Origin of the sequence: Peptoniphilus sp. (genome assembly GCF_050943655.1) — a bacterium.
GTDB lineage: Bacteria > Bacillota > Clostridia > Tissierellales > Peptoniphilaceae > Peptoniphilus_A.
On record NZ_JBMNPQ010000015.1, the window covers coordinates 1 to 26,481 of the forward strand.

23 protein-coding genes are annotated in these 26,481 nt (G+C 37.7%); 8 read left to right on the forward strand and 15 right to left on the reverse strand.

Annotated elements, in window-relative coordinates; genetic code table 11:
- A partial coding sequence (locus ACOX6R_RS02760) for a GTP-binding protein (protein ID WP_433446998.1) occupies nt 1-261 on the reverse strand: 261 nt, incomplete at its 3' end.
- Nucleotides 262-332: 71 nt separating this feature from the next.
- Entirely contained in the window at nt 333-1,679 is a 1,347-nt protein-coding gene (locus tag ACOX6R_RS02765) for an MATE family efflux transporter (RefSeq protein ID WP_433447000.1), read from the reverse strand.
- Between the two features lie 173 nt (nt 1,680-1,852).
- Between ACOX6R_RS02765 and ACOX6R_RS02770 the strand changes: the two genes are divergently transcribed.
- The 3 genes from ACOX6R_RS02770 to ACOX6R_RS02780 all read left to right on the forward strand — a co-directional run bounded on the left by ACOX6R_RS02770 (nt 1,853) and on the right by ACOX6R_RS02780 (nt 5,290).
- The gene (locus tag ACOX6R_RS02770; RefSeq protein ID WP_433447002.1) at nt 1,853-2,806 is read left to right on the forward strand and encodes a 2-hydroxyacid dehydrogenase family protein; all 954 of its coding nucleotides are present in this window, start codon (nt 1,853-1,855) and stop codon (nt 2,804-2,806) included.
- 17 nt (nt 2,807-2,823) lie between these two features.
- Nucleotides 2,824-3,864: a formimidoylglutamase gene (hutG, locus tag ACOX6R_RS02775; protein WP_433447004.1), complete on the forward strand. Its 1,041-nt coding sequence runs from the start codon at nt 2,824-2,826 to the stop codon at nt 3,862-3,864.
- 124 nt (nt 3,865-3,988) lie between these two features.
- Nucleotides 3,989-5,290 carry a Na+/H+ antiporter NhaC family protein gene (locus ACOX6R_RS02780; RefSeq protein ID WP_433447006.1) on the forward strand — a complete coding sequence of 434 codons (1,302 nt, stop codon included), beginning with the start codon at nt 3,989-3,991 and terminating at the stop codon, nt 5,288-5,290.
- Between the two features lie 1,229 nt (nt 5,291-6,519).
- Here ACOX6R_RS02780 and ACOX6R_RS02785 read toward each other — a convergent pair.
- From ACOX6R_RS02785 to ACOX6R_RS02810, 6 genes are all read right to left on the reverse strand, one after another.
- The gene (locus tag ACOX6R_RS02785; protein WP_433447008.1) at nt 6,520-6,678 is read right to left on the reverse strand and encodes a FeoB-associated Cys-rich membrane protein; all 159 of its coding nucleotides are present in this window, start codon (nt 6,676-6,678) and stop codon (nt 6,520-6,522) included.
- The gene (feoB, locus tag ACOX6R_RS02790; protein WP_433447010.1) at nt 6,665-8,818 is read right to left on the reverse strand and encodes a ferrous iron transport protein B; all 2,154 of its coding nucleotides are present in this window, start codon (nt 8,816-8,818) and stop codon (nt 6,665-6,667) included. Before feoB ends, ACOX6R_RS02785 begins: the two co-directional genes overlap by 14 nt.
- Nucleotides 8,815-9,054, reverse strand: a complete 240-nt coding sequence (locus ACOX6R_RS02795) for a FeoA family protein (RefSeq protein WP_433447040.1) — start codon at nt 9,052-9,054, stop codon at nt 8,815-8,817. Before ACOX6R_RS02795 ends, feoB begins: the two co-directional genes overlap by 4 nt.
- 2,059 nt (nt 9,055-11,113) lie before the next feature.
- Nucleotides 11,114-11,947, reverse strand: coding sequence for an AmmeMemoRadiSam system radical SAM enzyme (amrS, locus tag ACOX6R_RS02800; RefSeq protein WP_433447012.1), 834 nt, complete (start codon nt 11,945-11,947; stop codon nt 11,114-11,116).
- Nucleotides 11,934-13,274 (reverse strand): AmmeMemoRadiSam system protein A, encoded by a 1,341-nt coding sequence (gene amrA / locus ACOX6R_RS02805; RefSeq protein WP_433447014.1) that lies wholly within the window; start codon nt 13,272-13,274, stop codon nt 11,934-11,936. The genes amrS and amrA overlap by 14 nt, the downstream gene beginning before the upstream one ends.
- A gap of 46 nt (nt 13,275-13,320) precedes the next feature.
- Complete coding sequence (locus ACOX6R_RS02810) at nt 13,321-13,806, reverse strand: NAD(P)H-dependent oxidoreductase subunit E (protein WP_433447015.1); 486 nt, start codon at nt 13,804-13,806, stop codon at nt 13,321-13,323.
- Between the two features lie 138 nt (nt 13,807-13,944).
- Here ACOX6R_RS02810 and ACOX6R_RS02815 point away from each other — a divergent pair, with 138 nt between their 5' ends.
- Nucleotides 13,945-14,952 carry a potassium channel family protein gene (locus ACOX6R_RS02815; RefSeq protein ID WP_433447017.1) on the forward strand — a complete coding sequence of 336 codons (1,008 nt, stop codon included), beginning with the start codon at nt 13,945-13,947 and terminating at the stop codon, nt 14,950-14,952.
- 27 nt (nt 14,953-14,979) lie between these two features.
- Here ACOX6R_RS02815 and ACOX6R_RS02820 read toward each other — a convergent pair whose 3' ends face one another.
- The 4 genes from ACOX6R_RS02820 to ACOX6R_RS02835 are packed head-to-tail and all read right to left on the reverse strand — an operon-like array spanning nt 14,980 to nt 18,276.
- Nucleotides 14,980-15,339, reverse strand: coding sequence for a hypothetical protein (locus tag ACOX6R_RS02820; protein ID WP_433447019.1), 360 nt, complete (start codon nt 15,337-15,339; stop codon nt 14,980-14,982).
- A gap of 15 nt (nt 15,340-15,354) precedes the next feature.
- A complete protein-coding gene (locus tag ACOX6R_RS02825) occupies nt 15,355-16,500 on the reverse strand; it encodes an SPFH domain-containing protein (RefSeq protein WP_433447021.1) in 1,146 nt (381 codons plus the stop codon).
- 40 nt (nt 16,501-16,540) lie between these two features.
- A complete protein-coding gene (locus tag ACOX6R_RS02830) occupies nt 16,541-17,470 on the reverse strand; it encodes a hypothetical protein (protein WP_433447022.1) in 930 nt (309 codons plus the stop codon).
- On the reverse strand, nt 17,467-18,276 hold the full coding sequence (locus ACOX6R_RS02835) for a hypothetical protein (protein WP_433447024.1): 810 nt from the start codon (nt 18,274-18,276) through the stop codon (nt 17,467-17,469). Before ACOX6R_RS02835 ends, ACOX6R_RS02830 begins: the two co-directional genes overlap by 4 nt.
- A 245-nt stretch (nt 18,277-18,521) precedes the next feature.
- Here ACOX6R_RS02835 and ACOX6R_RS02840 point away from each other — a divergent pair, with 245 nt between their 5' ends.
- Complete coding sequence (locus tag ACOX6R_RS02840; RefSeq protein ID WP_433447026.1) at nt 18,522-19,703, forward strand: hypothetical protein; 1,182 nt, start codon at nt 18,522-18,524, stop codon at nt 19,701-19,703.
- Nucleotides 19,704-20,668: 965 nt separating this feature from the next.
- Here ACOX6R_RS02840 and ACOX6R_RS02845 read toward each other — a convergent pair.
- Together ACOX6R_RS02845 and ACOX6R_RS02850 are read right to left on the reverse strand one after the other, a co-directional pair.
- On the reverse strand, nt 20,669-21,235 hold the full coding sequence (locus ACOX6R_RS02845; protein ID WP_433447028.1) for a copper amine oxidase N-terminal domain-containing protein: 567 nt from the start codon (nt 21,233-21,235) through the stop codon (nt 20,669-20,671).
- Nucleotides 21,236-21,246: 11 nt separating this feature from the next.
- Nucleotides 21,247-22,218: a putative ABC transporter permease gene (locus ACOX6R_RS02850; RefSeq protein WP_433447030.1), complete on the reverse strand. Its 972-nt coding sequence runs from the start codon at nt 22,216-22,218 to the stop codon at nt 21,247-21,249.
- Nucleotides 22,219-22,559: 341 nt separating this feature from the next.
- Here ACOX6R_RS02850 and ACOX6R_RS02855 point away from each other — a divergent pair, with 341 nt between their 5' ends.
- Nucleotides 22,560-23,132, forward strand: a complete 573-nt coding sequence (locus ACOX6R_RS02855) for a hydrolase (RefSeq protein WP_433447032.1) — start codon at nt 22,560-22,562, stop codon at nt 23,130-23,132.
- Nucleotides 23,133-23,137: 5 nt separating this feature from the next.
- Nucleotides 23,138-23,653 carry a methylated-DNA--[protein]-cysteine S-methyltransferase gene (locus ACOX6R_RS02860; protein WP_433447034.1) on the forward strand — a complete coding sequence of 172 codons (516 nt, stop codon included), beginning with the start codon at nt 23,138-23,140 and terminating at the stop codon, nt 23,651-23,653.
- A 124-nt stretch (nt 23,654-23,777) separates the two neighbouring features.
- Here ACOX6R_RS02860 and ACOX6R_RS02865 read toward each other — a convergent pair whose 3' ends face one another.
- Nucleotides 23,778-24,650 (reverse strand): DUF368 domain-containing protein, encoded by an 873-nt coding sequence (locus tag ACOX6R_RS02865; RefSeq protein WP_433447036.1) that lies wholly within the window; start codon nt 24,648-24,650, stop codon nt 23,778-23,780.
- A 930-nt stretch (nt 24,651-25,580) separates the two neighbouring features.
- Here ACOX6R_RS02865 and ACOX6R_RS02870 point away from each other — a divergent pair.
- Nucleotides 25,581-26,153 carry a xanthine phosphoribosyltransferase gene (locus ACOX6R_RS02870; protein ID WP_433447038.1) on the forward strand — a complete coding sequence of 191 codons (573 nt, stop codon included), beginning with the start codon at nt 25,581-25,583 and terminating at the stop codon, nt 26,151-26,153.
- The last annotated feature ends 328 nt before the right edge of the window (nt 26,154-26,481 follow it).

The following is a 26,481-nucleotide window of genomic DNA, read 5'->3' on the forward strand; positions in this document are numbered from 1 at the left end:
AGCGTGTCCTGGGCAGTCTACGTGTGCGTAGTGTCTTTTTGCTGTTTCGTATTCTACGTGAGATGTTGAGATTGTGATTCCTCTTTCTCTTTCTTCTGGTGCTTTGTCAATGTGTGCGTAGTCTACGAATTCTCCTGAGCCAAATCTCTTGTTTAGTACAAGTGTGATTGCTGCTGTTGTTGTTGTTTTACCGTGGTCAACGTGGCCAATTGTTCCTATGTTAACATGGGGTTTATTTCTTTCAAATTTTTCCTTGCTCATTTTATTCCTCCAACTTTATTTATATAACCTCATAATACAATAAATCTTAAATTTTTTCAACATTTCGCTAATTATTTAATTCGCTCAAGCTTCCTTCTTACGAATGTGTTCATGAAATATGCTACAAAAATTACAGATGATATTTCTGCTATTAAATAGCCATACCATATTTCGTTTACAGAAAAATATTTTAATGCAATGTATGCAACTGGTAAGAGAACAATAATCTGTCTTAAGATTGAATCAAGAAGCGGCAACATTCCGTTTCCAAAAGCCTGAAAAATTGAAATCCCAACAATTGAAATTCCTGCAAATATATAGGAAGTCGCGCAGATTTTAAGCATCGGCACACCAATTTTTAGCATCTCGTCTGTTGCAGAAAATATTGAAAGTACCTTTTCTGGAAAGATAAATATTCCTCCAGCTATGATTATAGTCATTAGAATTACTACTTTAAATGCTAGTTTCATAACTTCAATTATTCTATCTTTTTGTTCTGCACCATAATTGTACGCAATTATTGGTACAATTCCATTATTTAACCCAAATATCGGCAAAAATACAAGAGACTGAACCTTAAAATATGCCCCAAGCGCCGCAACGGCAGATGTGGAGATTTTTGCAAGCATCGCGTTTAGTACATATATTGTAAAGGACTGTATCGTAAACGCTATAGTCGACGGAAATCCAACTTTAAAAATATCTTTTATTATATAGCCGTCGGCTCTTGGACTTTTAATTGTAATCTCTTTATTTAATGTGTGTTGCAAAATAAATCCACAGCATGCTCCGACAATTTGTCCCGTTACAGTTGCAATTGCAGCGCCTCTTACTCCCATTGCAGGAAGACCGTACTTGCCAAAAATAAAAATCGGGTCGAGTATAATATTTAGTATCGCTCCAATTAACTGCGTAATCATTGTAAGAACAGTTCGACCAGTTGATTGCAAAATTCTTTCCATATATATCTGCAAAAATACGCCGAAAGAAAATCCCATTACAATCTGCAAGTAATGAACTCCATAATCAACTATCATTTTATCTGTCGTCTGTGAATTTAAATATGCGCTTGGTAAAATGCGTGAGAGTATAAAAAATATTATTGAATATATTATCGCCAAAAACAGTCCGTTTTCTGCTGTGCGGTTTGATTCTTCGAAATTTTTCTCGCCCAAGTGTCTCGATATGAGGGCGTTCATTCCTACTCCCGTTCCAACACCAATGCCAATCATTATGTTTTGAATTGGAAAGGCAATTGATATTGCAGAAAAGGCAGCCTCGTTAATTTTTCCAATATAATATGAATCCACCAAGTTATAAAGAGACTGAATAAGCATCGATATAACTATTGGGAAGGAAACTTGAAAAAGAAGTTTGCCAATGGGCATAACTCCCAATTTATTTTCTTCTAAAGTCAATTCATCACCTCAATCAGATAACTATTATATATGAAAAAACTTAAATTTAAAAGAGCCCCCCACTCTTCTAAAAGCAGAAGGCGCACTAATACTTTATACTGCGCACCTTTCATGTTAAAATAGATTTAATTAGATGGATTAGTGGGTAGAATAGTTTTAATGAGGTGAATAATATGAAATTACTTATTACTAGTACGATCCCCGAAGAAATTTTTAAAGATTTAGAAAATCATTTTGAAATAACTTATCACGACTCACAAATTCCTTTGACTCACGAAGAGATTAAGGAAAAAATTGTAGGACAAGACGCACTCCTTTGTCCACTGTCTGATAAAATTGATAAGGACATAATCGATGCGGGAAGTAGTCTTAAAATAATTGCAAACTACGGAGCGGGCTTTGACAACATCGACATAGACTATGCAAGAGAAAAAAATATCATAGTGACAAATGCACCAGCTCCATCATCTGCAATCTCAACTGCAGAGCTTGCCTTTGCACTTATGATTTCAGCTGCCAGAAAGCTTGTATCTGGAGATAAACTTACAAGACGCGGCGAGTTCTACGGCTGGAGGCCAACTTTTTATTTAGGAAGCGAACTTCGAGGCAAGACTCTTGGAATCATCGGCCTTGGAAATATTGGAAAAAATTTAGCAAAAAGAGCGCGCGCTTTTGAGATGAATGTGATATATTATTCAAGGACTAGAAAAGAAGATTTTGAAAAAGAATATGGTCTCGAGTACAAAGACAAGGACTATGTAATTAAAAATTCTGACTTTTTAAGTCTTCACACAGCCTTTGTACCTGAACTTAAACACATGATTTCACAAAAAGAACTTGAAATGATGAAGGAAAGTGCAATTTTAATCAACGCGTCTCGCGGACCAGTAGTAGATGAAGAAGCACTTGCAGAGGCTTTAATTAGAAAAGAAATTGCAGGAGCGGCACTAGATGTTTATGAATTTGAACCAAAGGTCAATGAAAAACTTCTAATGCTAGACAATGTAATTTTGGCACCACACCTTGGAAATGCAACTTATGAAGCTCGTATGGAAATGGGTGAAAATGCAAGAGACAACTTAATTCAATTTAAAGAAGGAAAAACACCACAAAACAAAGTAAACTAATTACGAGGATGAAAGAGATGTTAAAATATTACAATCCACAAAATATGGACATTTGGTCAGGTAGAGTCGATGACGAAGAAGATTATGAATCTTTTAGATGGCATCAATGGGTAAAGCCAATCGACTTAAACGCAGAAAATAATGAACCTTTCGATGGCGAGATTGCCTTTGGAATTTTGGGCTTTGAATCTGACCAAGGTATAGAACTAAATAAGGGACGTTTTGGAGCAGCCAACGGCCCAAGTGCAATAAGAAAAGAGCTAACTAAGCTTCCTTGCCAATTTTCTGAAGAAGTTAAAATCTTCGACTGCGGCAATGTTACAAGTAGATTTACAAACCTTGAGTCTGCACAAGAAGAACTCTCACTTGCAGTAGAAAAAATGCTTGATCTAAACTTATTCCCAATCGTCTTGGGTGGAGGACACGAGACAGCCTTTGGACACTACAAGGGACTTAGCCTATTTACAGAAAAGCACAACCTAAAGAGCCCAGGAATTTTAAACTTCGACGCACACTTTGACCTAAGACCGTATAAAGAAGGTACAGGAACAAGTGGCACAATGTTTAGACAAATTGCAGACTACAACAAAGAAAAGGGCGAAGACTACAATTACTTTGTGCTTGGAATTCAAAAACACTCAAACACTCAGGCGCTCTTTAGAACAGCTGACGAACTTGGAGTTAACTACGTTCTTGCAAAAGATGTAATAAACGGAGACTATTTAGAAATAACTCACGAGCTCGATAAATTCTTGGCAAAACAAGAAAGCATCTATGTTACAATTTGCATGGACTGCTTCTCATCATCATTTGCACCAGGAGTATCTGCACCACAGCCACTTGGCCTTGACCCAGAAAAAGTAATTTTGTTCTTAAAGCATGTATTTGAAACTGGAAAGCCAATGGCCTTTGACATCGCAGAAGTATCTCCACGTTTTGATCATGACTCAGTAACAGCAAACTTGGCGTCAATACTAATCTTTACAGTGGTAAGAGCCATAGCAGATAACACTAAACTCTTTAACCACAAAAATAGATATAAAATAACAGAAGAATAAATTTCTCTTTAAAGATTTTATAAAACAATGGCGTGAGAAGGAAAATATTCCTTGCTCACGCTTTTTATTGCAATAAACTAACACACTTTCATAATTTTATACTATAATTGTGTTGGAGGTTTATATGTTAGAGAATATAACTTTAATTTTATTCATATCAATATTATTAATAAATGTATTTATAGGCGCGCCAATTTATATCGCACTGATAATAAACTTAATCCTTTTGTGCCTATATGCAAGAAGGAAAAATTACACAAAAAAAGAAATCCTTGACATGATAATCGTTGGCATAAAGGACATAAAGATGATTTTAATCGTCTTTACACTAATCGGAATGATTACAGGAATCTGGCGACTATCGGGGACTCTCTCCTACATAATATATTACGGCGTTAGCTTTATAAAAAAAGAATTTTTCTACGTCGGAATATTTCTATTTAACACTGCCGTGTCATTCTTAACGGGAACGAGCTTTGGAACAGCATCGACTGCAGGGATAATCTCAATGTCCATTGCAAAGGCCATGGGATTTAATCCAATAATATCAGGCGGCGCAATAGTATCGGGATGCTTTTTTGGCGACAGATCATCGCCCCTTTCAACATCTGCACTGCTTGTCGCAACACTTACAAAGACAGATTTAATAGAAAATCTAAAAAACATGTTTAAAACAGCCCTCGTTCCATTTATCTTGACAATAATAACCTATCAGCTCTTTAACCTAAATGTGGACATAAACATAAACACAGATAGCATTAACTCCATTGCAGAAATATATAACTTCACGTGGATACTGCTACTTCCAACAATTATGATAATAGTTTTCTCAATAATGAAAATTCCATTAATCATAACGCTGATATCATCAATTGCCATGTCGATAATACTTGCAGTAACAGTGCAAGGGTCTGGTGCAGGAGAAATCATAAACTCATTAATATTTGGATTTAAAACAAATTCACTTGCAGGAGAACTCCTAAACGGAGGAGGACTTCTCTCCATGATAAAACTGCACATAATCGTAGGAATATCATCTGGTTACTTTGGATTTTTTAAAGAGACGGCGATACTTGACCCAATAAGACTATATGTAAATAAACTCTTTCAAAAATTTTCACCAATGCTTATCATGGTGCTCTTAAGCACAGTGATATCAACATTTAGCTCAAACCAAACACTTAGCGTGATGCTGACATACGAAATGGCAAGAAAAAACATAGAAGACGAGTATGAACTTGCGCTGTATTTAGAAAACTCAGCCATCCTAACACCTGCATATATACCTTGGAATATAGCAGGAAGAACGCCAATAGAGATGATTGGTGCACCGATAGCAAGCCTTGCCGCATGCTTTTATCTGCACTACGTAATACTCGTAAACACAATAACAAATAGCATAAAATATAGAAAAAATAAGGCCTAGAAATAGGTCTTTTTTTGTGGAGGAGTGTGGGGACTGGGAGTTAATGATGTGAATGTATCTATGATTTATCTGCGTTATATGGGAAACGCCCCATCCAACGTCATCCTTGCACATCACTTAACACCACAACCCCTTAACTCGTCATCCTTACACATCACTTAACACCACAATCCCTTAACTCGTCATCCTGAGCGAACGAAGTGAGTCGAAGGATCTGTAGAGTTATGGTTGCGATGTGTGTTCGTCTTAATGAGATAGCGCCTTGGAGCATATTCTCCATTAGGTTTTCTAGTTAAGACGCATAGGCTGCCTCTCCACAAGGTGCAGATCTTTCGACTCGAGCAAAGCTCTCGCTCAAGATGACGGAATATGGGGGCGTCATCCTGAGCAAGGAAAATTTATTTTCCGCGCCGAAGGATCTGTAGAGTTATGGGAGCGATGTGTTGTCGTTTTAATGATAAAGTGTTTAGGAGCAATTCTCTCCTTTACATTATCTCATCAAGACGATTAGGCTGTTTCCTCACAAGGTTCAGATCCCTCGACTACGCTCGGGATGACGAGCAAAAGGCAACAGTGAGTGTAAACAATCTCGTTACGACATCAGGAAAACGCCCCATCCAACGTCATCCTGAGCAAGGAAAATTTATTTTCCGCGCCGAAGGATCTGTAGAGTCGTGGTTGCGATGTGTTGTCGTCTTAATGAAAAAGTGTTTTGGAGTCTCTCCTTTACTTTGTTTCTTTAAGACGAAAAGATCTCGCTAGATAGCTTTGCAGATTCTTCGACTCGAGCAAAGCTCTCGCTCAAGATGACGGGCAGAAGACAACAGTGAGTGTAGACAATTTCGTTACGACATCAGGAAAACGCCCCATCCAACATCATCCTGAGCGAACGAAGTGAGTCGAAGGATCTGTAGAGTCGTGGTTGCGATGTGTTGTCGTCTTAATGAGATGGCGCCTTGGAGCATATTCTCCATTAGGTTTTCTAGTTAAGACGCTTAGGCTGTCTCTCCACAAGGTGCAGATTCTTCGACTCGCGTTTCACACTCGCTCAGAATGACGGGGTGTTGAGTTGTGGCTCGAACAAGTCGTCACTTTGCCCAAGGTTTTCTAAATTCTTTATTAATAGAAAAAAAGATATGATAAAGAGACCATTAGCTTGGCCTAGCGGCCTGGAGCGTGTCTTTCATCATATCCTTTTTCGTTTATTCTATTTTTATTAATTTATAAAATCAATTTCCATTTCCTGCGTTGTTTAAGTCCTTTGCAGAACATGGCGTGTTGCATCCATTGCAACCACAACTACATCCTTTTGTTTTTCTCGTCTTTTTAAATGCCAAAGCAAGTACTGCTGCAATTATTAATGCTAGAATTACATCAATTATTTTCATAACTCAATCTTTCGCCTTCCCTTCTCTTTGACTCATAAATCTTACTTCTGTCTTTCCTAAACAAAAGATACATATATACTAAAAGTACAACTACTGCTATTGCTGTTGTTATTGTAAATGGTGCTCCATTTATTATTAGCCCAAATTGATAGATCATAAATGTAAGTGTGTAAGAGAATGCGAATAAATAACCTATCGCAAAGCCAAACCATTTTCTTGAGCCCATCTCTTCTCTTATTGCACCCATTGCTGCAAAACAAGGAAGTGTTAGTTGGTTAAATACTACGAACGAAAACGCAGATAGTTTTGTAAAGTTTGATGCTACAAAACTTGCAAGTGTCGCGTTTGCTGCGTCCACTTCGCCAAGTCCTGCCACTACTCCATAAGTTCCAACTACAACTTCTTTTGCAAGAAGTCCTAAAACTGTTGCAACTGATGCAATCCAGTTTCCAAATCCAAGTGGTTTAAATATTGGAGCAATGAAGTTTCCAATAGATGCAAGTATTGATCTGTCCGGATGAGAGTTAAAGTCCATGAAGTGTCCATCAACGGATATATTCGTCAAGAACCATACTGTCACTGTGGCAAGTAAAATCAAAGTACCTGCTTTTACGACAAAGCCCTTACATCTAAACCAAGTTGCCTTTAGGACATTTCTTGCTGATGGCAAGTGGTATTCTGGAAGCTCCATTACAAAAGGTGCTGGATCTCCGCTAAATCTTTTTGTCTTCTTTAACATAATTCCAGACATTACAACTGCCACAATTCCTATAAAATACCAAAGTGGCGCATACCACCAGCTGCCTCCAAGAAAGGCTGCAAACATAGCTAATATATCAAGCTTCGCACCGCATGGCATAAAGGATGCGTTCATTATCGTCATCCTTCTATCTTTGTCAGACTCAATAGTCCTTGTCGCCATAATTGCAGGAACAGAACAGCCTGTACCCATAAGAATTGGTATAAATGACTTGCCTGATAATCCAAACTTTCTAAAGATTCTATCCAATATAAAGGCAATCCTTGACATGTAACCAATGTCTTCCAAAATTGCAATGAATAAAAATAGTGTCGCAATAACTGGCAAGAACCCAAGCACTGCACCGACTCCACCGATGATTCCGTGAACGATTAGTGAAGTTATTGCAGGAGATGCTCCAAGCTTAGTCAAAAATTCTTCAGCGCCTCCGCCCACGATTTGTCCAAATAACACATCATTAGTCCAGTCAGTCACAGGTCCACCTACATAATTAATTGCCAAAATGTAGACCATGGTGATTACAACTGCAAAAATTGGAAGTGCCAAAAATCTATTTGTAAGTACTCTGTCGATTTTATCAGAAGTAGTCATGCCATCTCTTCCCTTTGTAACAGCAAGTTTAGTTACATCTGTTACAAAGTTATATCTTTGGTCTGTGATGATGCCCTCAGTGTCATCATCATACTCATCTTCCAAAGCGTCGACCATATCGCGAAGTCTATTCTTCTCATCTGTAGATAGCCTATATTCCTTCATAATCTTCTCGTCCTGCTCGATAAACTTAACAGCAAGCCATCTCTTCGCAGGATTATCCTTAATGCTACCGAAATTCTCTGCTTCCAAAACATAGGACTCAAGAGGCTCATCAAACTTTGTCTTTGGCTTTTCCTTTTCATTTATTGCTTTAATTGCAGCATCAATAAGCTCGTCGACATTTTCATTTCTAAGAGCAGAAATTTCCACAACTTCGCAGTTTAACTTATCTGCCAAAATTTTAGTATCAATATTGTCATTGTTCTTTCTCACAACATCCATCATGTTAAGACCGAGCACCAAAGGAATATCAAGCTCAGCAAGTTGAGTTGCAAGATACAAATTTCTCTCAATATTATTCGCATCGATTACATCGATTATCGCATCGGGCCTCTCGTTTACCAAATAATCACGAGACACGACCTCCTCCAAAGTGTATGGAGAGAGCGAATAAATTCCCGGCAAGTCTGTAAAAGAAACATTCTTGTCCTTCTTATAAAGACCAGTCTTCTTCTCAACAGTAACTCCCGGCCAGTTTCCCACGTACTGATTTGACCCCGTTAAATTATTAAAAAGGGTCGATTTACCACTGTTTGGATTTCCCGCAAGGGCGATATTAATTCTCATGCTTCACCTACTGTCATCTCTTCTATCTCAATTAATTCCGCGTCTTCTCTTCTAATAGTAAGCTCATAGCTTCTAATGTTAATCTGAACAGGATCGCCAAGAGGGGCTACTTTTCTTATGTAGATCGTGGTATTTTTAGTAATCCCCATATCCATAATTCTTCTCTTCAAAGGTCCCTTGCCATTAACTTTCTTGACAACATAAAACTTCCCGACCTTAGCGTCCCTTAGAGTCATCTCCTTCATGACACATCTCCTCTAATATGTAAACTTTGCATTAAACAAAATAAATAAATTAAATTAATAATGAAGCTAAAAAAATTAAAACTTAAAAAAATTTTTTGAAATAATTTTGAAATGTCTTCGCACAACAAATATTTTTTAAAACTCGCCGCAAAACATTTCGAATTTGACACTCATTATCAATCAATAACATTATAACATGGATTCAAATAAAATAAAGGAAATTGATAAAATTTTTCAATTAAATTTTTGGGGTTGGGGAGAAAGATTTAAAAGACTTGTGATGGTTATAGAAATATAATAGTTGGAAGTGGTGGAAGAATGTAGAATTTTTTCCGTTCAAGATAACGGGTGGGAGTTTTCTTGTCACGACAATTAGTTCTCGCCCTATTACTTTGCAGATTCTTATATTTGTGCTTCGCGCTCACTCAAGATGATGGGTGGAAGGCAACAATAGTGTAGACAATTTCGTCACTATATCAGGAAAATACCGCTTTCGACGTCAACCTGAGCGAACGAAGTGAGTCGAAGGATCTGTAGTGTCGTGGTTGCGATGTATCGTCGTCTTAATGAGAAAGTGTTTTGGAGTCTCTCCTTTACGTTGTTTCTTTAAGATGAAAAGTTCTCGCTATACTACTTTGCAGATCCCTCGACTACGCTCGGGATGACGGAGTGTGAGGGTTGTGGCTCGAACAAGTTGTCACTGTGCCTATGATTTATCTGCGATATATGAGAAACCACCTCATCCAACGTCATCCTGAGCAAGGAAAATTTATTTTCCGCGTCGAATGGATCTGTAGAGACTTGGGAGCGATGTGTTGTCGTTTTGATATGAAAGTGTTTTTGGAGTTATATTGGGCAGCCGAGTTTCGCAAAAGCCGTTAAAAATTTCATTTGTTTGAGCAAACCACAGTAACTACTTTGAGTTAAAGAAAAGTGTTACAAAGAATAGACTTAACAAAAATAACAGTCTGCGAGTTATGAAATTTAGGCTTTTTGCGGAGTACTAAATAGCTAGATAAGTTCAACACGTTCTCCGAAGTGGGCGTTGGGGGTTAGGTTGGTGCGCGAGGAGAGGGAAGGGGACAATCGCAGCGGAGGAGCGGAAGCCCCCTTCCCTTCCTCGCAAGAGGAAATGTAAAACGTAGTTTTGAAATAATTTTATGTTAAATTAAAGTGTTTAGATTTTTTCGTTAAAACGCTTAGGCTGTTTCTCCTAAAGGTGCAGATCCCTCGACTACGCTCGGGATGACGGGGTGTGGTGACGTCATCCTGAGCGAAACGGAAGGCGTAGCCTGAAGTGGAGTCGAAGGACCTGTAGAGACTTGGGAACGATGTGTGGTCGTTTTGATCAAGTTGTGCATAGGAGTAATTCTCCTATACGTTATTTCTTTAAGACGAAAAGTTCTCGCTAGATGACTTTGCAGATTTCTCGACTCGCGTTTCACGCTCGCTCGAAATGACGAAGTGTGAGGGCGTCATCCTGAGCAAGGAAAATTTATTTTCCGAGTCGAAGGATCTGTAGGGTCGTGGGTGCGATGTGTTGTCGTTTTGATGAGAAGGCATCTTGGAGCATCTTCTCCATTAGGTTTTCTAATTAAGACGCATAGGCTGTTTCCCCTAAAGGTGCAGATTCTTCGACTCGCGCTTCACGCCCGCTCGGGATGATGTATGGGGACGTTATGTTTGGATATTTGGGATATGAATTAATGGGATGACGCAGTGTGAGGGTTGTGACTCGAACAAGTTGTCACTGTGTCTAAGTTTTTCTTTTTTAATTCTTTCTAAATTCTTTGTTAATAGAAAAAAGGATATGTCAGGGGAACGTCACTTGGCCTAGCGGCCTCGAGCGGTTCCTCTGACATACCTTTTTTCGTTTGTTCTATTTTTGTTTTGCTTTTCTCCGTAGTACTTTTGCTCTAAGACTATTAGGTCTCGCTAGACCACTTTGCAGATCCATCGTCTGACACTTGGGATGACACACGGAATCTATTTTTTAAGATTTCTAAGTTTATAAAATCCTATAATTTTCTAACAACCCCCTAAATTATTTTCACACATTGCCAAGTATTACATGTTCTAGTTTTTCTTCTGCTATTTTTTTCATCTCTTCCAATGTTTCAAGGCTCGTCATTTCTTCTTCGTATTTATACATTGGGAAGTAGCGCGTTAGGTGAAGTGGTATGGACGGGTCAATTTCACTTATGAAGTCCACTTCTTTTTTAAATTCTTCTAAGTTATCAGATATTTTTGGCACAACGAGCGTCGTTATTTCTACGTGTGAATTTTGTGCTGATTTTTTTATTGTGTTTAGTGTGGCGTCTAAATCTCCGCCAAGTTTTTTGTATTTTTCTCTCGAAAATGTCTTTAGGTCGATGTTTAAAGCTTTTACAAGTGGAAGAATTTTTTCTAAGTACTCATCTGTTACCTGTCCATTTGTAACAAGAACTGTCTCTAAGTCGTCTCTAAGTGCAAGCTCAAAGGTATCTCTTACGTATTCAAAGTTAATCATGGGCTCGTTATAAGTAAAGGCGATGCCAATGTTTCCTCGGCCGACAAGTCCAACTGCAAGGTCTCGCAAGTATTCTGGGGATACGTCGTGGGACCTGAGATCTCCATCGCCTGCTCTTGCCAGCTCGTGATTTTGGCAAAACGGACAGTTCATGTTGCAACCAAATGTCCCAACAGACAAAATTTGTGTCCCCGGATGAAAGTATTTTAGAGGCTTTTTTTCTATTGGGTCAAGGCCAATGGAAATTATTTTGCCGTAGGAGAGTGATTTTATTTTTCCATCTTCATTTTTTCTCGCCTTGCAATATCCAACTTGTCCCATATCAAGTTCGCAGTTTCTCGGGCATAAGTCGCATTTTATTTTATTTGTATTCATGGCGCACTACCTTAAACCTTTCCATTTTAAAGTCTTCCCTCGGTCCAATTCCTGCTTTTCGCCTTGCGATGTCTACCTGCTCTTCTGCCGTGTCAACTCCTTCTAAGTTTGGAAGAAGTAGCCCGCGCCTAAAGTCTTTTGAGACTATTACTCCATAAATTTTGGGGTCTAGCTCATCAAGTGATGCTATAGGCTCGGCCTTTTCCAAAATATCTACAGAAATTTCTAATTTCCCAAGTTCTTCTGCGGAGATTGGTGGAAATCGCGGGTCTTCTGTTGCAGCTGAAATTGCATTTCCTATAATTTCTTCTGCAATATTTTCACGCACGGGACCAATCGTTCCGATGCAGCCTCTCAAATCCCCATCTTCTTCGATGCTTACAAAAGAGCCTGCCCTCTCTTTTAACATTGCGAGTGGCAAGTCCTCTGTCGGCTCAATTATTTTGCCATCTCTTACATAGGACTCGATGCTTCTTCTTGCAAGTTCGATGTATGGATCGAGTTCTTTATTATTTAAAAAGTGTCTGTCTTTATTTTCACCTTCTGACCGAAAGGCAATCACTGCGTATCCAACTCCAAAAGGTCCTTCGTAGGAATATTTTTTTGCACTAACGTCAAGTCCATCGAATGTGCCCGCCATTATTTGGAATGAGTGAAGCCCACACTGCTTTGCACATTCGGCTTCGTATTCTGAGAAATTTATTAATTCATCGAAGGACGCTCTTTCTAAAATATCTATAATTTTTTCGTCGAATTCTGGTCCTTCTTTTCTATATCCATAGGGTCCATCTTCTTTAAGCACGTGAGAAAGGTCTCCCGATGCAATGTAGACATAGTTTCGTCCAAGGTTTTTGGCAGCACTTTCTATTGCCATTCCAAGTTTATAATGATCTCTTCCTGAAAGCATAGATAGTCCAAGTCTTACAACTTTAAAATCCGAATAAGCTTCTTTTATGAATCTAAGTGGAACGAGGCTTCCGTGGTCAAGGTTATTTGCGTCATTTTTTGTAAAATTAATTGGAAGGCCTAATCCAACTTTTTTAATCTCAAGTGCAAGGTCCCTGTCAAGTTCTACTTCCTCTTCCACATCTAATACTCCAAAGTTAAATAAATCTCCAACGGCACTCTTCCCATCAGCAAGGTAAAAGGCATCCCTATAATAAGGCGCGTGAGGCGATGAAATTATTATAGTATCTGGCTTAATCTGTGCAATTTCCTCTGCAACTTTTTTGTAGGCTTCTATAGTTTTAGAAATTTTCTCTTCTTCTCCGCGTCCCACTTCTGGTAGAATGATCGGAGGATGAGGGACTACATAGGCTCTTTTCATAATATCACTCCCTGCAACTCATCTTAAGAGCTTTACACTTTAAATATTAATTTCCCACTATCTCTTTCATAATCTCTTCGGCCTTTTCTTTGTTCATATGATGATAAAACTTTCCGTTAATCATAATGTTTGGCCCCATCTTGCACTTTTTAAAACAGTTTTGACTTCTAAGGCTTACTCTGCCGTCTTTTGTCGTCTCGTTAAAGTCAATTCCCAAGCTATTTTTTATGGTCTTTATCACTTCCATGGAGCCGTTCTTTGCGCATCTCGGTCCACTGCAACACACTATTTCGTACTCGACCTTTGACTCTTTAATTGACGGCATGAACTTTATCATGGTCTTTATAATTTTTTCGTCAAGTTTAAAGGCATCGGCAATCTGTTTTATGTGCGCAATGGATACATATCCAAAGTCGTCTTGACTCTTGCGAAGTGCTGCCTTTGCTCCCTCCTGACTTCCTTCCCCAAAACCTCTTACCATCTCCTCTAGTTCTTCTGTAAAAATTAATTCTTTGTTTCTTTCTTCGCTCATAACATCACCCTTTTAATACTTTAATTCTATTATACACAATCCCAAACGCCCTGTGGCAAATTATAAACTTTTATTTGCTAATATATTAAATATAGTTTTTTGTAATAAATTATATTATAATTTTATCAAGGTGGTACTATGGAAGATAAGCGAAAACTAAAATTTATATTTTATACATTTGCCCTCTTAATAATCGTTGGAATCGTCGGATACATGATTCTTCTAAAAATTAATTTTGTAGACGCCCTTTACATGACGGTAATCACAATCTCAACAGTTGGCTTTGGTGAAGTTGCACAGATGGATACCGAGGCAAAGGTGTTTTCAATTTTTATGATATTTTGGGGCGTTGGCATAGTCGGTTATGCCTTCTCCAATTTGATAGTTTTATTTGTCGACGGAAAGATTAAGGATTTGTGGAAGGGGAAAAAAATGGAGAAAAAAATTGCAAACCTAAAGGACCACTACATAATATGTGGGTCGGGCGAACTTGCAGAAGTTATTATAAAAAAATTTGTACATGAAGACCTTGACTTTGTCGTTATTACAGATAATCGCGAGGACCTCGACGAGTACAGCCACGAAGATATCAATGTCGTTGAGGGCTCATCAACTGAAGAAAATATCCTTCTTCACGCAGGTGTTGACAAGGCCAAAGGACTAATTAGCACAATGGATGCAGAGGTCGATAACATCGTTACCGTTCTAACTGCGAGAAACTTAAATAAAGATTTATATATTATTGCAAATTCTATAACAAAATCGGGCAGCGAAAAACTAAAAAAAGTTGGAGCAGATAAGACGCTATCAGCTGTCGAGATAAGCGGAAAGAGAATGGCAGCTCTAATGATTAAGCCAAATATCATCTCCTTCTTGGACGTCTTTACAAGAGTTGGAGACATTGAGCTTGACCTTGAAGAAGTAACTGTTATGAAGGACTCATACCTGGAGAATAAGAGCATATTGGAGGCAGAAATTCCAAGAAAGACGGGGCTCATGGTTCTTGCGATTAAAAAATTAGAAAGCGACGAGCTTCTATTTAATCCTCCAGTAAATTATGTATTTAAGCTGGGCGATGTGCTAATAGTTCTAGGTCGCGAAGAACAAATTGATAAACTGCGCCACTTGGGCGACGAAGTTAAATAAAAAAAGCTCCACGGTAATCGTTGGAGCTTAATCTAAATCTCTATTTATTTTTTTGCAGTAATTTAATAAGTATATGGGCGCAATTAAAATTGAAGGACTATTGTGAATTCCAAAATTAGAAATCGCATCGACCAAGTCCTTGTCCTCTTTTTTCATCTGTGCAGTTAAAGCTGGCATCGTCGTAAAAAATCCAAGCGACGCATATCCTCCCAAAAGAATTCTCAAAATAATATTTACATTGTATCTATACATGAGGTAGAAAACTCCCCAGGAGAAGAAGGCTGCGAATAGAAAAGATAAAATTCTAATAACGAGGGCCGCCTTGCCAGACTCTATATCAACATCTTGCATAAAAATAAATTTTACATAGTCTCTTAAAATCTTCATATATAAAGATTACATTTAAAAACCAAGTATGTCAAATTTCACCTTTTTAAATTCCTCTTCAGTAATAACTCCAGCGTCGAGAAGTTTTTTCATCTCAATTAATTTTTCTGTTGAACTTTTGTCGTAATCTTCATCTTGTTTACTCGTTGCCTCGTTCGTATTGATGGCTGCGTTCATTCCCATGCTCATAAATGCCATGTCAGCGCCACTTCCATTTTCACCAGCAGACTCCATTCCCCTTGCAGCTGCCTGTTTAAAGAACGAATTTCCGCGCCCGCCTGATAATGCATCTGCCTTTTTAACATCGGAGAGCAATTTCTTTGTGTCCTCGTCATACTCTATTGCAATAATTGAAGTCTTTACAATTTCAAGGCCCCTTTCTGACCTCCACTGATAGGCATCTTCCACTGCAAGAGATAGCGCCTTTGCAAAACCAATTTGGTCTCCTTGAATCTTGCTCATGCGGTTTTTTCTTTCTGGGTCATTCGTATAATTTGAAAAAGCAGAAGATAAACATCCGACAACTTCACTAAAAAGTTCTTCCCCCGCGTCGTTATCCATATCGGCAAAGTCAAAAACTTTAGCGCCGCGAGTTAAATATTTTGATGGAACAAAATTTTTAATAAATAAAATCGGATCCACAATCCTAAGCGTGTATGTTCCGCGAACAACTGCGCCGACCTGCGTTCTTAAAAATGCATCGTCCCAGTAAATTACAGATTGAGTGCCGAAGCGGTTGTTTGGAATCTCCTTTAAGTTCACATAAAATAAAAGTTCACTGGAGGCAGGTGATCCTCCAAATTTAAACTTCTCCCATGTTGATTTTATTAAAGAATCAAAAGCGCTGTCGCCTGCAAATATAGATTTGGCATTTGGGTCATCACTTCTATACTCGTATCCGCCGGCCTCTGTGATGATATTTGTGATTGCACCTTCCTTAGTTGTGATAAGTGCAGTGCCTTCTGGCACAATGACCTTTGTTCCATTTGTAATCACATTTTCATTTCCCTTGTAATTTGCGCTTCTACCTCCTCTTGCGCGGTGTTCACCTCGAAATACTCCCGCAGTATCAGAAACGCCAGTTAGTGGTGCATAAAAATCCTTCCACTGGTCCGCAAAAGTTCCACCAAGTGCACCTGCAAAAGCCTTAATAAATCCCATAAACTACCTCCATCTCTTAACAAAATAAATTTTTAAATCATCACTTAAAAGTAATTGCAAAAATATCGGGGTTTTGTGGAAGAAAAATGACATCCACTCTACCACTTTTTACTTTTTCTGGACTCACAACTCGAATTAGATCCTTAAATCTTTTATTAACGACTACATCGCAATCGCAAAACCTAATATTAAACATAATTTCTGTCTCACCGTCTACAACGGCGCCCGTCTTTTGATAATCGTAAACTTCTCCACAAATGGATTTTCCATATAAAATTAGCTCTTCATCGTGCCCTTTGGCATCGCCACTCATTAAGTCATAACCCAAGTAGACGCGGCTTCGCATAAAAATCTTTTGTATGAACTTTAAAATAAAAATGGACATGAAGCCCGACCAGATGAAGGGATGAAGAGGCCCCAAAAACCTCCAGCCGTAGCCATCGTTATGCATCCTGTAGGACACCAAAAAGAATACAACCATGTACACAAAGTGAAACATGAACCACAGCCACATGACTTTTTTTGGACTTTCATCATAGTCGTAACCAGAAATCATAAGAACGGGTCTAAAACCATCTCTATTTAGCTTAAGATCAATCGCCTTAGATGCTTCATAATTTTTTTCACTTTGCCCCTTCTCTACCAAAATATTTGCCTTAACTAAATTTCCAGATAAGTTTTTAAACTGAACACTTAGCTTTTTTGTAGCTTTACCATATAACTTGCCAACATCTAAAACATCAAGTAACTCTGCCGTGACAAGCTTACCTCTGTTGTTTAAATCAGCATATTCTTTCTCGAGCTTTTTCGGATATCTTATGATGGATAAAATTTTAAAGCCGTTAAAAATCCAAATCCCAAAGCCAACGAATAACATAACTGTCGCAAAAACTGGCGTCATCCTTACAGGTATCATGGGCAGGAAAAATAGTGGGAATACATACATGAAAATTATTAAAAAAATTATCATCTAAGCGTTCCCCCTCTATCAAATTCCAAATAAGTAGCATCGGTCTTTCCCACAACTCGCGTCCTAAAAATAAGCTCGCCATCTAAAACTTCTGTCATGACAAAACTAATCCCGCACTTCGGATCATTGGTAAAGTCGTGAGGCTTATCTATTCCAAAATCTTTTAAAAACTCAGTAGATGTCGCCATGACCTTTTTTATGCTCCCAAAAGGAATATCTTTAATAGAAATAAATTCACAAGATTCATCTTTTTTATCCTTAAATGGAGAGATTGTAAAACCATCGCCGGCGCTATATCTATATTCATTAATAGAGCCTGTCTTTGGATTTTCGAGATAAAAATAGAAATTATCTGAATAAATATAAAAATTTCCACCACAAACTTCTGCGTCCTCTAAGCCTCTATCTTTTAACATTTCGTAGACTAAATTTTTAACTCTCTCGGGATGAAGAAGAAAATCATATGACTCAATCTCATCAACAATAGAAAGAACTTCCTCCTCAGTCAAGTATCTCTCAATATCGTGATCATAAATGTACTCGCTCACGTGGTTTCTAAAAGCATCGGAAAATTGAAAACCCGCTTTGTCCTCAAAATCTTCCAAAATATCTGATGGAAAAATTGGATAATTGGACTCGTCGATAAAAACTCCGCTTAATTTTTCACCAAAAGTCTTTTCATCATCAGCTAAAGTCTTTCTGTGGACGGGCTCCCTAAAAGTATCCTCAATCGCCCTGTCAACAGCATCGCAAGAAGTCGCAAAAATTAAAATTAAAAAAATAGCAAAAAAAGAAAATTTCTTCACTAAACACCTCCCACAACACCAAAACAATTAATATTACAACAAGCATAATATAAAATGGTAAAGCCTGTGTAAAAACTAAATCAAGAGAAAATAAAATGACAATAAAATAATTTATCACATTAAACTTAAAAGATTTTTCTTTACAAAAACCTTACAAACACGCCTCCTTCCACCCCATCAAGCTACAGAAAATTTACACAATTATGATATCTTAAACTCACAAATACCATAACTTGGAGGGAAAAATGCCATTTGGAAAAATTACCAAAGAATTTGATCACCTAGATTATCTACCTGCAATACAAAGAATGTACGATGCAAACGACATCGAAGAAATGAAAGAATTTGCGACATTCTCACAATTAGAACGCTTCAAAAAAGAAATCGAAACGCTAAACGAATTTGGACTTCACAAAAAGCTAGACGTGAAAATTAAAGAATCAGAAGACGGACGAACTGCCGCCCGCAAATATTCAGACGGCAAGGTCGACTTAATATTTTCAGTATCAAGCGCGAAGATATCAGAAACATATAAAACCACAAGTAACAAAAAGCGCTACAGGAGAAAAATAAATAACGCATTTATCGAGAGCACTGTCGTAAAGAGCAACAAAAAATTGACATACGACGAAAAAAATCCCCCTCACTGCATGAACTGTGGCTCACCCATGCAAGAGGAGGCAGAAAATTACTATTGCCCATTTTGCCGCACAAAATACACAGCAGAATCATATAAATATCACTTGGGCAGATTTTTCGTAGAAGGAGCACTGCGCGACTTGCGCTTTATTTGGATAATAATTATTCCAGCAGCAATATTGTCAATGCTTAAGCTTAAAGGATTCATAACAGAATCAGAAGGAGAAACAATTACCATAATTATCTCTTTCATATTGGCAGTTGCCCTTACTGTGCTTTTTTTCTATTCCTTGGCAAAGGGCATAAAAGGCTACATGAATCACAAAAAAGTTCAGAAAAAAATAAGACAAAATGACCCCAACTTCTCATCAGAAATATTCACCCTAAGACTAAACGACCTACTGACAACACATCCAGAAGTACTCATGAGCGAAAAAGAAGAAAAAGACAAGACACTTGGCATAATCTGCCGAAACCTAATGCAGCTGCAGTTTCAAAATTATGCAAAGATAGATAACAAAGAGATTGTAGAGTGCTCCTGTAAAGTAGACGCGCTGTACTTAAGAGGAGACCCCAGCCGTGTGCGTCTTGAGGACAAAACAAAAAAAATAAAAATCCGAGTCAAGAGAGCCTTCGGCACTCTCACACCAGTCCACTACGTCCCTGACCAGTTCACATGCAAAAGCTGTGGCAGCCACCAAGAAGTAGAGCACGACGGAATGCAGGTGTGTAGCTACTGCCGCACAAAAATACCAATGGAAAACATAGATTGGGTGTTGGATGCGTAGAACTTTAGGAGTGTTGTTGTTTTGATAAAACCCCTAACTCGTCATACTTAAATATCTCTTAACACAACACCTTCATTCGTCATCCTGAGCAAGGAAAATTTATTTTCCGCGTCGAAGGATCTGTAGGGTCGGGGGAGCGATGTGTCGTCGTTTTAACGAGAAACCTCCAAAACTCGTCATCCTGAGCGAAACGGAAGGCGTAAGCCTGGAGTGAAGTCGAAGGATCTGTAGAGTTGCGGGCGCGATGTGTCGTCGTTTTGATGGGAAAGTGTTTTGAAGTCTCTCCTCTACGTTGTTTCTATAAGACGATTAGGTCTCGCTAGATAGCTTTGCAGATCCCTCGGCTACGCTCGGGATGACGGGGTAGGGACGTCGTCATATGAATAAGTTGTTACTGTGCCGTTAGTTCGCGAAGTTTATCTTCAATCAAAATGTGATGAAGTGCTATGAGGCAGCCGGGTTTCGCAAAAAGCCGTTAAAAATTTCATTTGTTTGAGCGAACTGCAATAAAATCCTCGAGTTAAAGAAAAAGCTATAGTGAAAAAACTTAACAAAAATTGCAACTCGCGAGTTATGAAATTTAGGCTTTTTGCGGAGTACTAAATAGCTAGATAAGTTCAACACGCTTTCCGAAGTGGGCGTCGGGGGTTAGGTTGGTGCGCGAGGATAGGGAAGGGGACAATCGCAGCGGAGGAGCGGAAGCCCCCTTCCCTTCCTCGCAAAAGCAATACAAAACGCCGTTTTGAAGTTAAGTTATTTACGATTTAACCTTGAGGCTATATTGTCAAAACGCATAGGCTGTTTCCCATAAAGGTGCAGATCCCTCGACTACACTCAGAATGACGGGGTGTGGGGACGTCATCCTGAAGAAGGAAAATTTCTTCCGCACATGATGACAGTCTTAAATTTCAAAATAAAAAACTCCACCCTACTACAATCCTAAGGTGGAGTTCTCTTATGTTTTTTTATTTTAGTGCTTCAAAAAATTGCTCGTTTGAGTGGTTTTTGCTTGTCAACCATTTGCTATATTTTTCTGCTGCTTTATCGTCAAAGTATTTTTCAAAGTTTTTGTATCTGTCTTCGTTTGGTCCAAGCTTTTTGCTTGTTAGGTTAACTGTGTTAGTCTCCCCGTCCCACTTCACATCAAGGTTTAGGTAGTCTGATATAAATCTTAGTGGCACCATTGTTCTTCCGTCTTTTATTTCTGGTGCGACATCTGATCTGTATGTTCCCTCGCTAATTGTTGCTACTGGATAGCCCACAGTCATTGATAGTGCCAATTGGTCATCTGGTGCTGATACGTTTACGTAGCTAAAGTTGTGCTCTTCGTCTTTTCCGTAGTTCACTTCTGCTCCAAGTTCTTCTGCAATAAATCTTACTGGAACCATGGTTCTTCCGTTTTTGATATAGCACTCTACATCTGTCTTTACTTCTTTGCCGTTTACGACAATTTTTACTCCGCCCTGTGCGAAGACATTTACAAATAGCATAAGTGCGATACAGAGTAGTGATACTGTCAGTTTCTTCTTCATAATTTCTCCTTTCAATATGCGCCCAAATCTTCTTTTGCCTTTTTTAACAAAAGCTCCCTTTGCTCCAAGATTTTCTTCTTTTCTTCAAGTTTATCGAAAAGCTCCTTGTTTTCTTCGTTAAGGTTTCCGTCAACTGTCAAGTTTTTTATAATCTCATCTTGGATTTCAATTATTGATTTTTGAAGATTTCTTGTTGTCACGAGATTCTTAGAAAGCGTCTCGTGTCTTTCTTCCATTATATCAGATATTTCTTCGATTTTTTTGTTTGCCATCTCACGAATGTACTCTGATTCTTCTTTTATCTTCTCGATTCTTTCTTTTACTCTTTCTGTCCTAAATACAAGCTCTGGGTATGCGTCGATGATTCTCTTGTGGAAGACTGACTTGTTCTCTAGCAAGAATCTTACTTCTTTTGCAATTTCCTCGCTCTTATCCTGCTTGGAGCTTTCTACTCCTTCTTTTAGCAGTGCGATGATGAAGTGAGACACTATGTAGTCTGATGCCATGACGATTATTATCGTTATGCTAATTGCCTTCATTGCGCTTATGGAAATTGTGTCGATGTATGAAAGTATATGTGGATTAAAAATTTTAACGATAAATACTCCGCCTATTCCAAAGAGTATTAGGTTTCCTATCCAGACTCTGCCGTGGATGTTCATGGGCTTATATGAGTAGTCCCACCATCTGGCGTGAAATCTCTTCTCCAATACATATCCCACGATATATTCTATCAATCCGCATGCAAAAAATGATATTAAAAACACTGTGCCATAGGACGAGTCGTAGTCTTTTAAGAGATTTGATAATACTGTAACTGCCACGGCTCCCGTTCCATAAATTGGACAGTATGGCCCAATCAAGAAGCCTCTATTTATAAATCTATTGTATTGAAAATATTTTAAAATAACTTCTGTAATCCACCCCAAGATTGAGTAGATAAAAAATATTAAAACTAATGTGTAAAAGTATACGATGTTCATGATGACCTCTGTTTTTCAAAATGTTATTAATTATAATACACCAACATAATACATCAACTTTGAAAAAAAATCAATTTCGCGAAGTTAATTCTATTTTTAGATTTCTATTTTGTGAGAAAAGATTTTTTCGTGAAATAGGATTTAAAATTTTGGTTTCTATTTTTTTAGGTAGAAGGATCTGTCTCATCAAGCGATGTCTTATCGTCTTGACGCGATGCGTATTAGTTCTCTTATAACTTTCATGTTAATTGTTTTTGAAATAATCTCTTAATTTTAATGCAGTAATCTTAAAAATTTTCACAATCTTGTGATATAATTTTTAAAAATAAGGAGGCATTTTTATGGGATTTATTCCAACTTACGACGAAGCGTTAGAAATTTTAAAGAAATACAACAAGGATCCTTTCCACATCACTCATGGCAAAACTGTGGGCGAGGTTATGGGATATTTTGCTCGTGAATATGACAGAGACAATGTTGAGTTTTGGAGAGTTGTTGGACTGCTTCACGACTTAGATTTTGAAATGTATCCAGATGAGCACTGCGTAAAGCAAGTTGAACTTATGAAAGATGAGGGAATAGACGATAGTATAATAAATTCGACAATATCCCACGGCTATTCGCACACTGGCAGTACAGTAGCGCCAACTCACATCATGGAAAAAATTCTCTATACTGTCGATGAGCTCACTGGAATCATTTGGGCAGCATCGCTCATGAGACCATCTAAGTCTGTCCAAGATATGAATTTAAAGTCCGTCAAGAAGAAATTTAAAGATAAAAAATTCGCAGCTGGTTGCAATAGAGACATCATAAAAGAAGGTGCAAACATCCTTGGTTGGGACATGGATAAGCTCTTTACTGATACGCTCGATGCCATGAAGGAAACGGAAGAGAATTTTTCACAAGAATAGTAGCTATGGAATATATAAAAAATATAAATTCAAAAATTGGAAATCTTCTGCTATCAAGTGATGGAGATGCCCTTACTGGACTTTGGATAGTCGACCAAAAATATTTTGCAAGGACTCTTGGAGATGAGTATAAAGAGAGCGACTTAAAAATTTTTAGAGATACAGAAGAGTGGCTAGGCAGATATTTTAGTGGGAAAAGGCCAAGTCCATCAGAATTAAAACTAAACCCAAGAGGGAGCGAATTTCAAAAAGCTGTTTGGAATATTTTAGTAAATATACCCTATGGCGAAGTAATAACTTATGGCGAAATTGCACAGGAAATGGCAAAATTAAGAGGTAAAAAGAAAATGGCAGCGCAGGCCGTTGGAGGAGCTGTTGGCCACAACCCTATATCAATAATAATTCCCTGTCACAGAGTCGTTGGCAAAGGCAAAAGACTTACAGGCTACGCAAGTGGTATAGATAATAAGATTACTCTACTAGAACTTGAAGGTGTCGACCTACTTGGATATACTTTGTGAGATGAATTATCTTATCCCGACCCTTTAAATTTTCCGACTGATTCTAATTAAGCATAAATACGTAAAATATAATTTTCTAAATGACGAATTGTCAAATCAAAAAAGGCTTCCGCGTGGAAGTCTTTTATATTCCCTTTTCTATTTTTAATCTCTCTAAACCAAACAGTATCCCAATTCCAACTATAAATCCAAAGAAGCTAAAGTTTGAAAGACTAAGCGGAAGAGCGCCCTCGTTAAGTGCCGTCGGCCCCATTATTATTGCATAGATTGAGCCAATCACAAGCCCAATTATTAGATAAATCATCTTCTCTCTATATTTTTTAATGGCATTTCTAAGAACTCTTACTGAAATTATTATTCCGAAAATTATCCCAAGCATTAGAATTAAAAGCGCATCTAAATTTTGAAAATTAAAACTAAGGACTTCGCCTGCCGCCTTTATTATAGGAAGATATAATCCCGTTATTAATAAAATTGATGAGCCAGATATTCCCGGAAGAAGTGTTGCAGAGATGGCGAAGGCTCCTGCCAAAAAGATATATATCGCCTCAGGAATATTTATCTCAATTAAATTGAAAGAATTAATTATTGGCCTTACTTCGCGAAGGAGCACGAGGCCAACAACTAAAAGAAGACCGATAAACGCGTAGTAAAAATATTTTCCATTCGATTTAATAATACTTATCTCGTCTTTTACGATAAATGGAATAGATGCAATTGTAAGGCCCAAAAACACTGAACTCAAGAGATAAATATTAGTGTCGATTATTTTTGAAATTATGGCAACAGAAATTATAAAACCAATGACCCAACCAACACCTAGCTTTAGTAGGTACTTAAGGGCAGGCTTTCTATTTTTTCCACCGTCAAATAAATTGTGCAGGCTCTCAATAAATTCAAAATAAAAACCAAGAATAAAAGCGACGGTGCCGCCACTTACACCTGGCACTGAATCTGCCATTGCCATGGCAAAGCCGTGAAAAATATTTTTAAACATTAGCATCTCTCCAAACAAATACTATTAAGTAGTGTAACATTAAATTATAATTTGCATAAGGGATTGTGGAAAAATTTAGAAAAAATTTAGAAAAAGTTTTGGAAATTTATAATATTCATGTTTTTTCTTAAGACGCTTAGCCTAATTCACATCCACTTCAGAACTTTCAAGTTTGGGATGATGAGGTGTGGGGGTTTTGGGTTAAGGCTCATACTGTGCCGAAGATTTTTTTACTTGTGATTGTATTATGTAAAATGATTTTTATTAACGTAGGCAATTTCAAGACGAGAATTAAAAAATCGACCCCCTCCAACGTCATCCAGAGCGAAACGGAAGGCGTAGCCTGGAGTGGAGTCGAAGGATCTGTAGGGTCGTGGGAGCGATGTGTCGTTGTCTTAAAAAGAAAGTGTTTAGTGGTTATATTGGGCAGCCGAGTTTCGCAAAAAGCCGTTAAAAATTTCATTTGTTTGAGCGTACCACAACAAACACTTCAATTTAAAAGAAATAGTAATGAAGAATAAATTTAACAAAAATAACTGTCTGCGAGTTATGAAATTTAGGCTTTTTACGGAGTACTAAATAGCTAGATAAGTCCAATCCGTTCTCCGAAGTGGGCGTTGGGGGTTAGATTGGAGCGCGAGGAGAGGGAAGGGGACAATCGCAGCGAAGGCGGAAGCCCCCTTCCCTTCCTCGCATTGAGAATACAAAACGCAGTTTTGAAATAATTTTATATAAATTTCAAGTGCTTAGACCGTTTCATCAAGGCGAAGACTGCTTCTCCTCTATCTCCATATCCCTTACCCTTGAAGCGAGTGAAAATAAATAATTTTAAGCTTGTACTTAAAAAAACACCACATCAAACTAGACTAATTTTATTTTTTATTGTATTCTATCTATATTGATAATTTTCAGATGTTTTTGGAGGAAATAATGAATATTTTAGAAGAAAGAATTTTAAAAGATGGATATATTTTAGACGACAATATCGTAAAAGTTGATTCTTTTCTAAACCATCAACTTGACATTAAATTTTTGTCACAACTTACAGACATAATCAAAGAACATTTTAAAGACAAAAAAATTAACAAAATACTTACTATTGAAGCATCAGGAATTGCCCTTGCTTCACTACTTTCTGAAAAATTTGACTATGCTCCCGTAGTGTTTGCAAAAAAACAAAAAAACAAAAACTTAGGAACTGATGTATACGAATCTCATGTAAAGTCATTCACAACAGACAAGGAATACAGAGTTACAGTATCAAAAAAATTCCTATCAGAAGACGACCACATTTTAGTTGTCGATGACTTCTTGGCAGAAGGAAACGCACTAAAGGGACTTATCGACATTTCCAATCAATCAGGAGCAACAATCGAAGGCATTGCAGTTGCAGTAGAAAAGGGCTTCCAAGAAGGTGGAAAGATAATAAGAGATGCAGGTTATGACTTGCTTTCACTTGCAATAATCGACTCAATAAGCGGTGGAGAAATAAAATTTAAATAATAAATAGAAAAAGACCTGGTTTGCAGGTCTTTTTATTTTGGCGAAAATGATAGTGCAAAAATTTTTGTGTATCAGCCCCTCTCGATAGATGTGGCTGATTTTTTCTTGAAAAAATCTAAAATTTGAATATTTACAAAACTTATTTTTATGAATCTTTTTAATGTAATTTTTGCAAAACAAAATTAGAAATTATTTCTCATCTGTTCTTTTATGGTAACAATTAGAGTATTGTCATTTACATAATTCTCATTTTTAAGCTAGTCATTCTCATTATTTTTTCTATCTCTTAGAACCTTTAAAAAACTAGAAAATACAAACACAAAAAAAT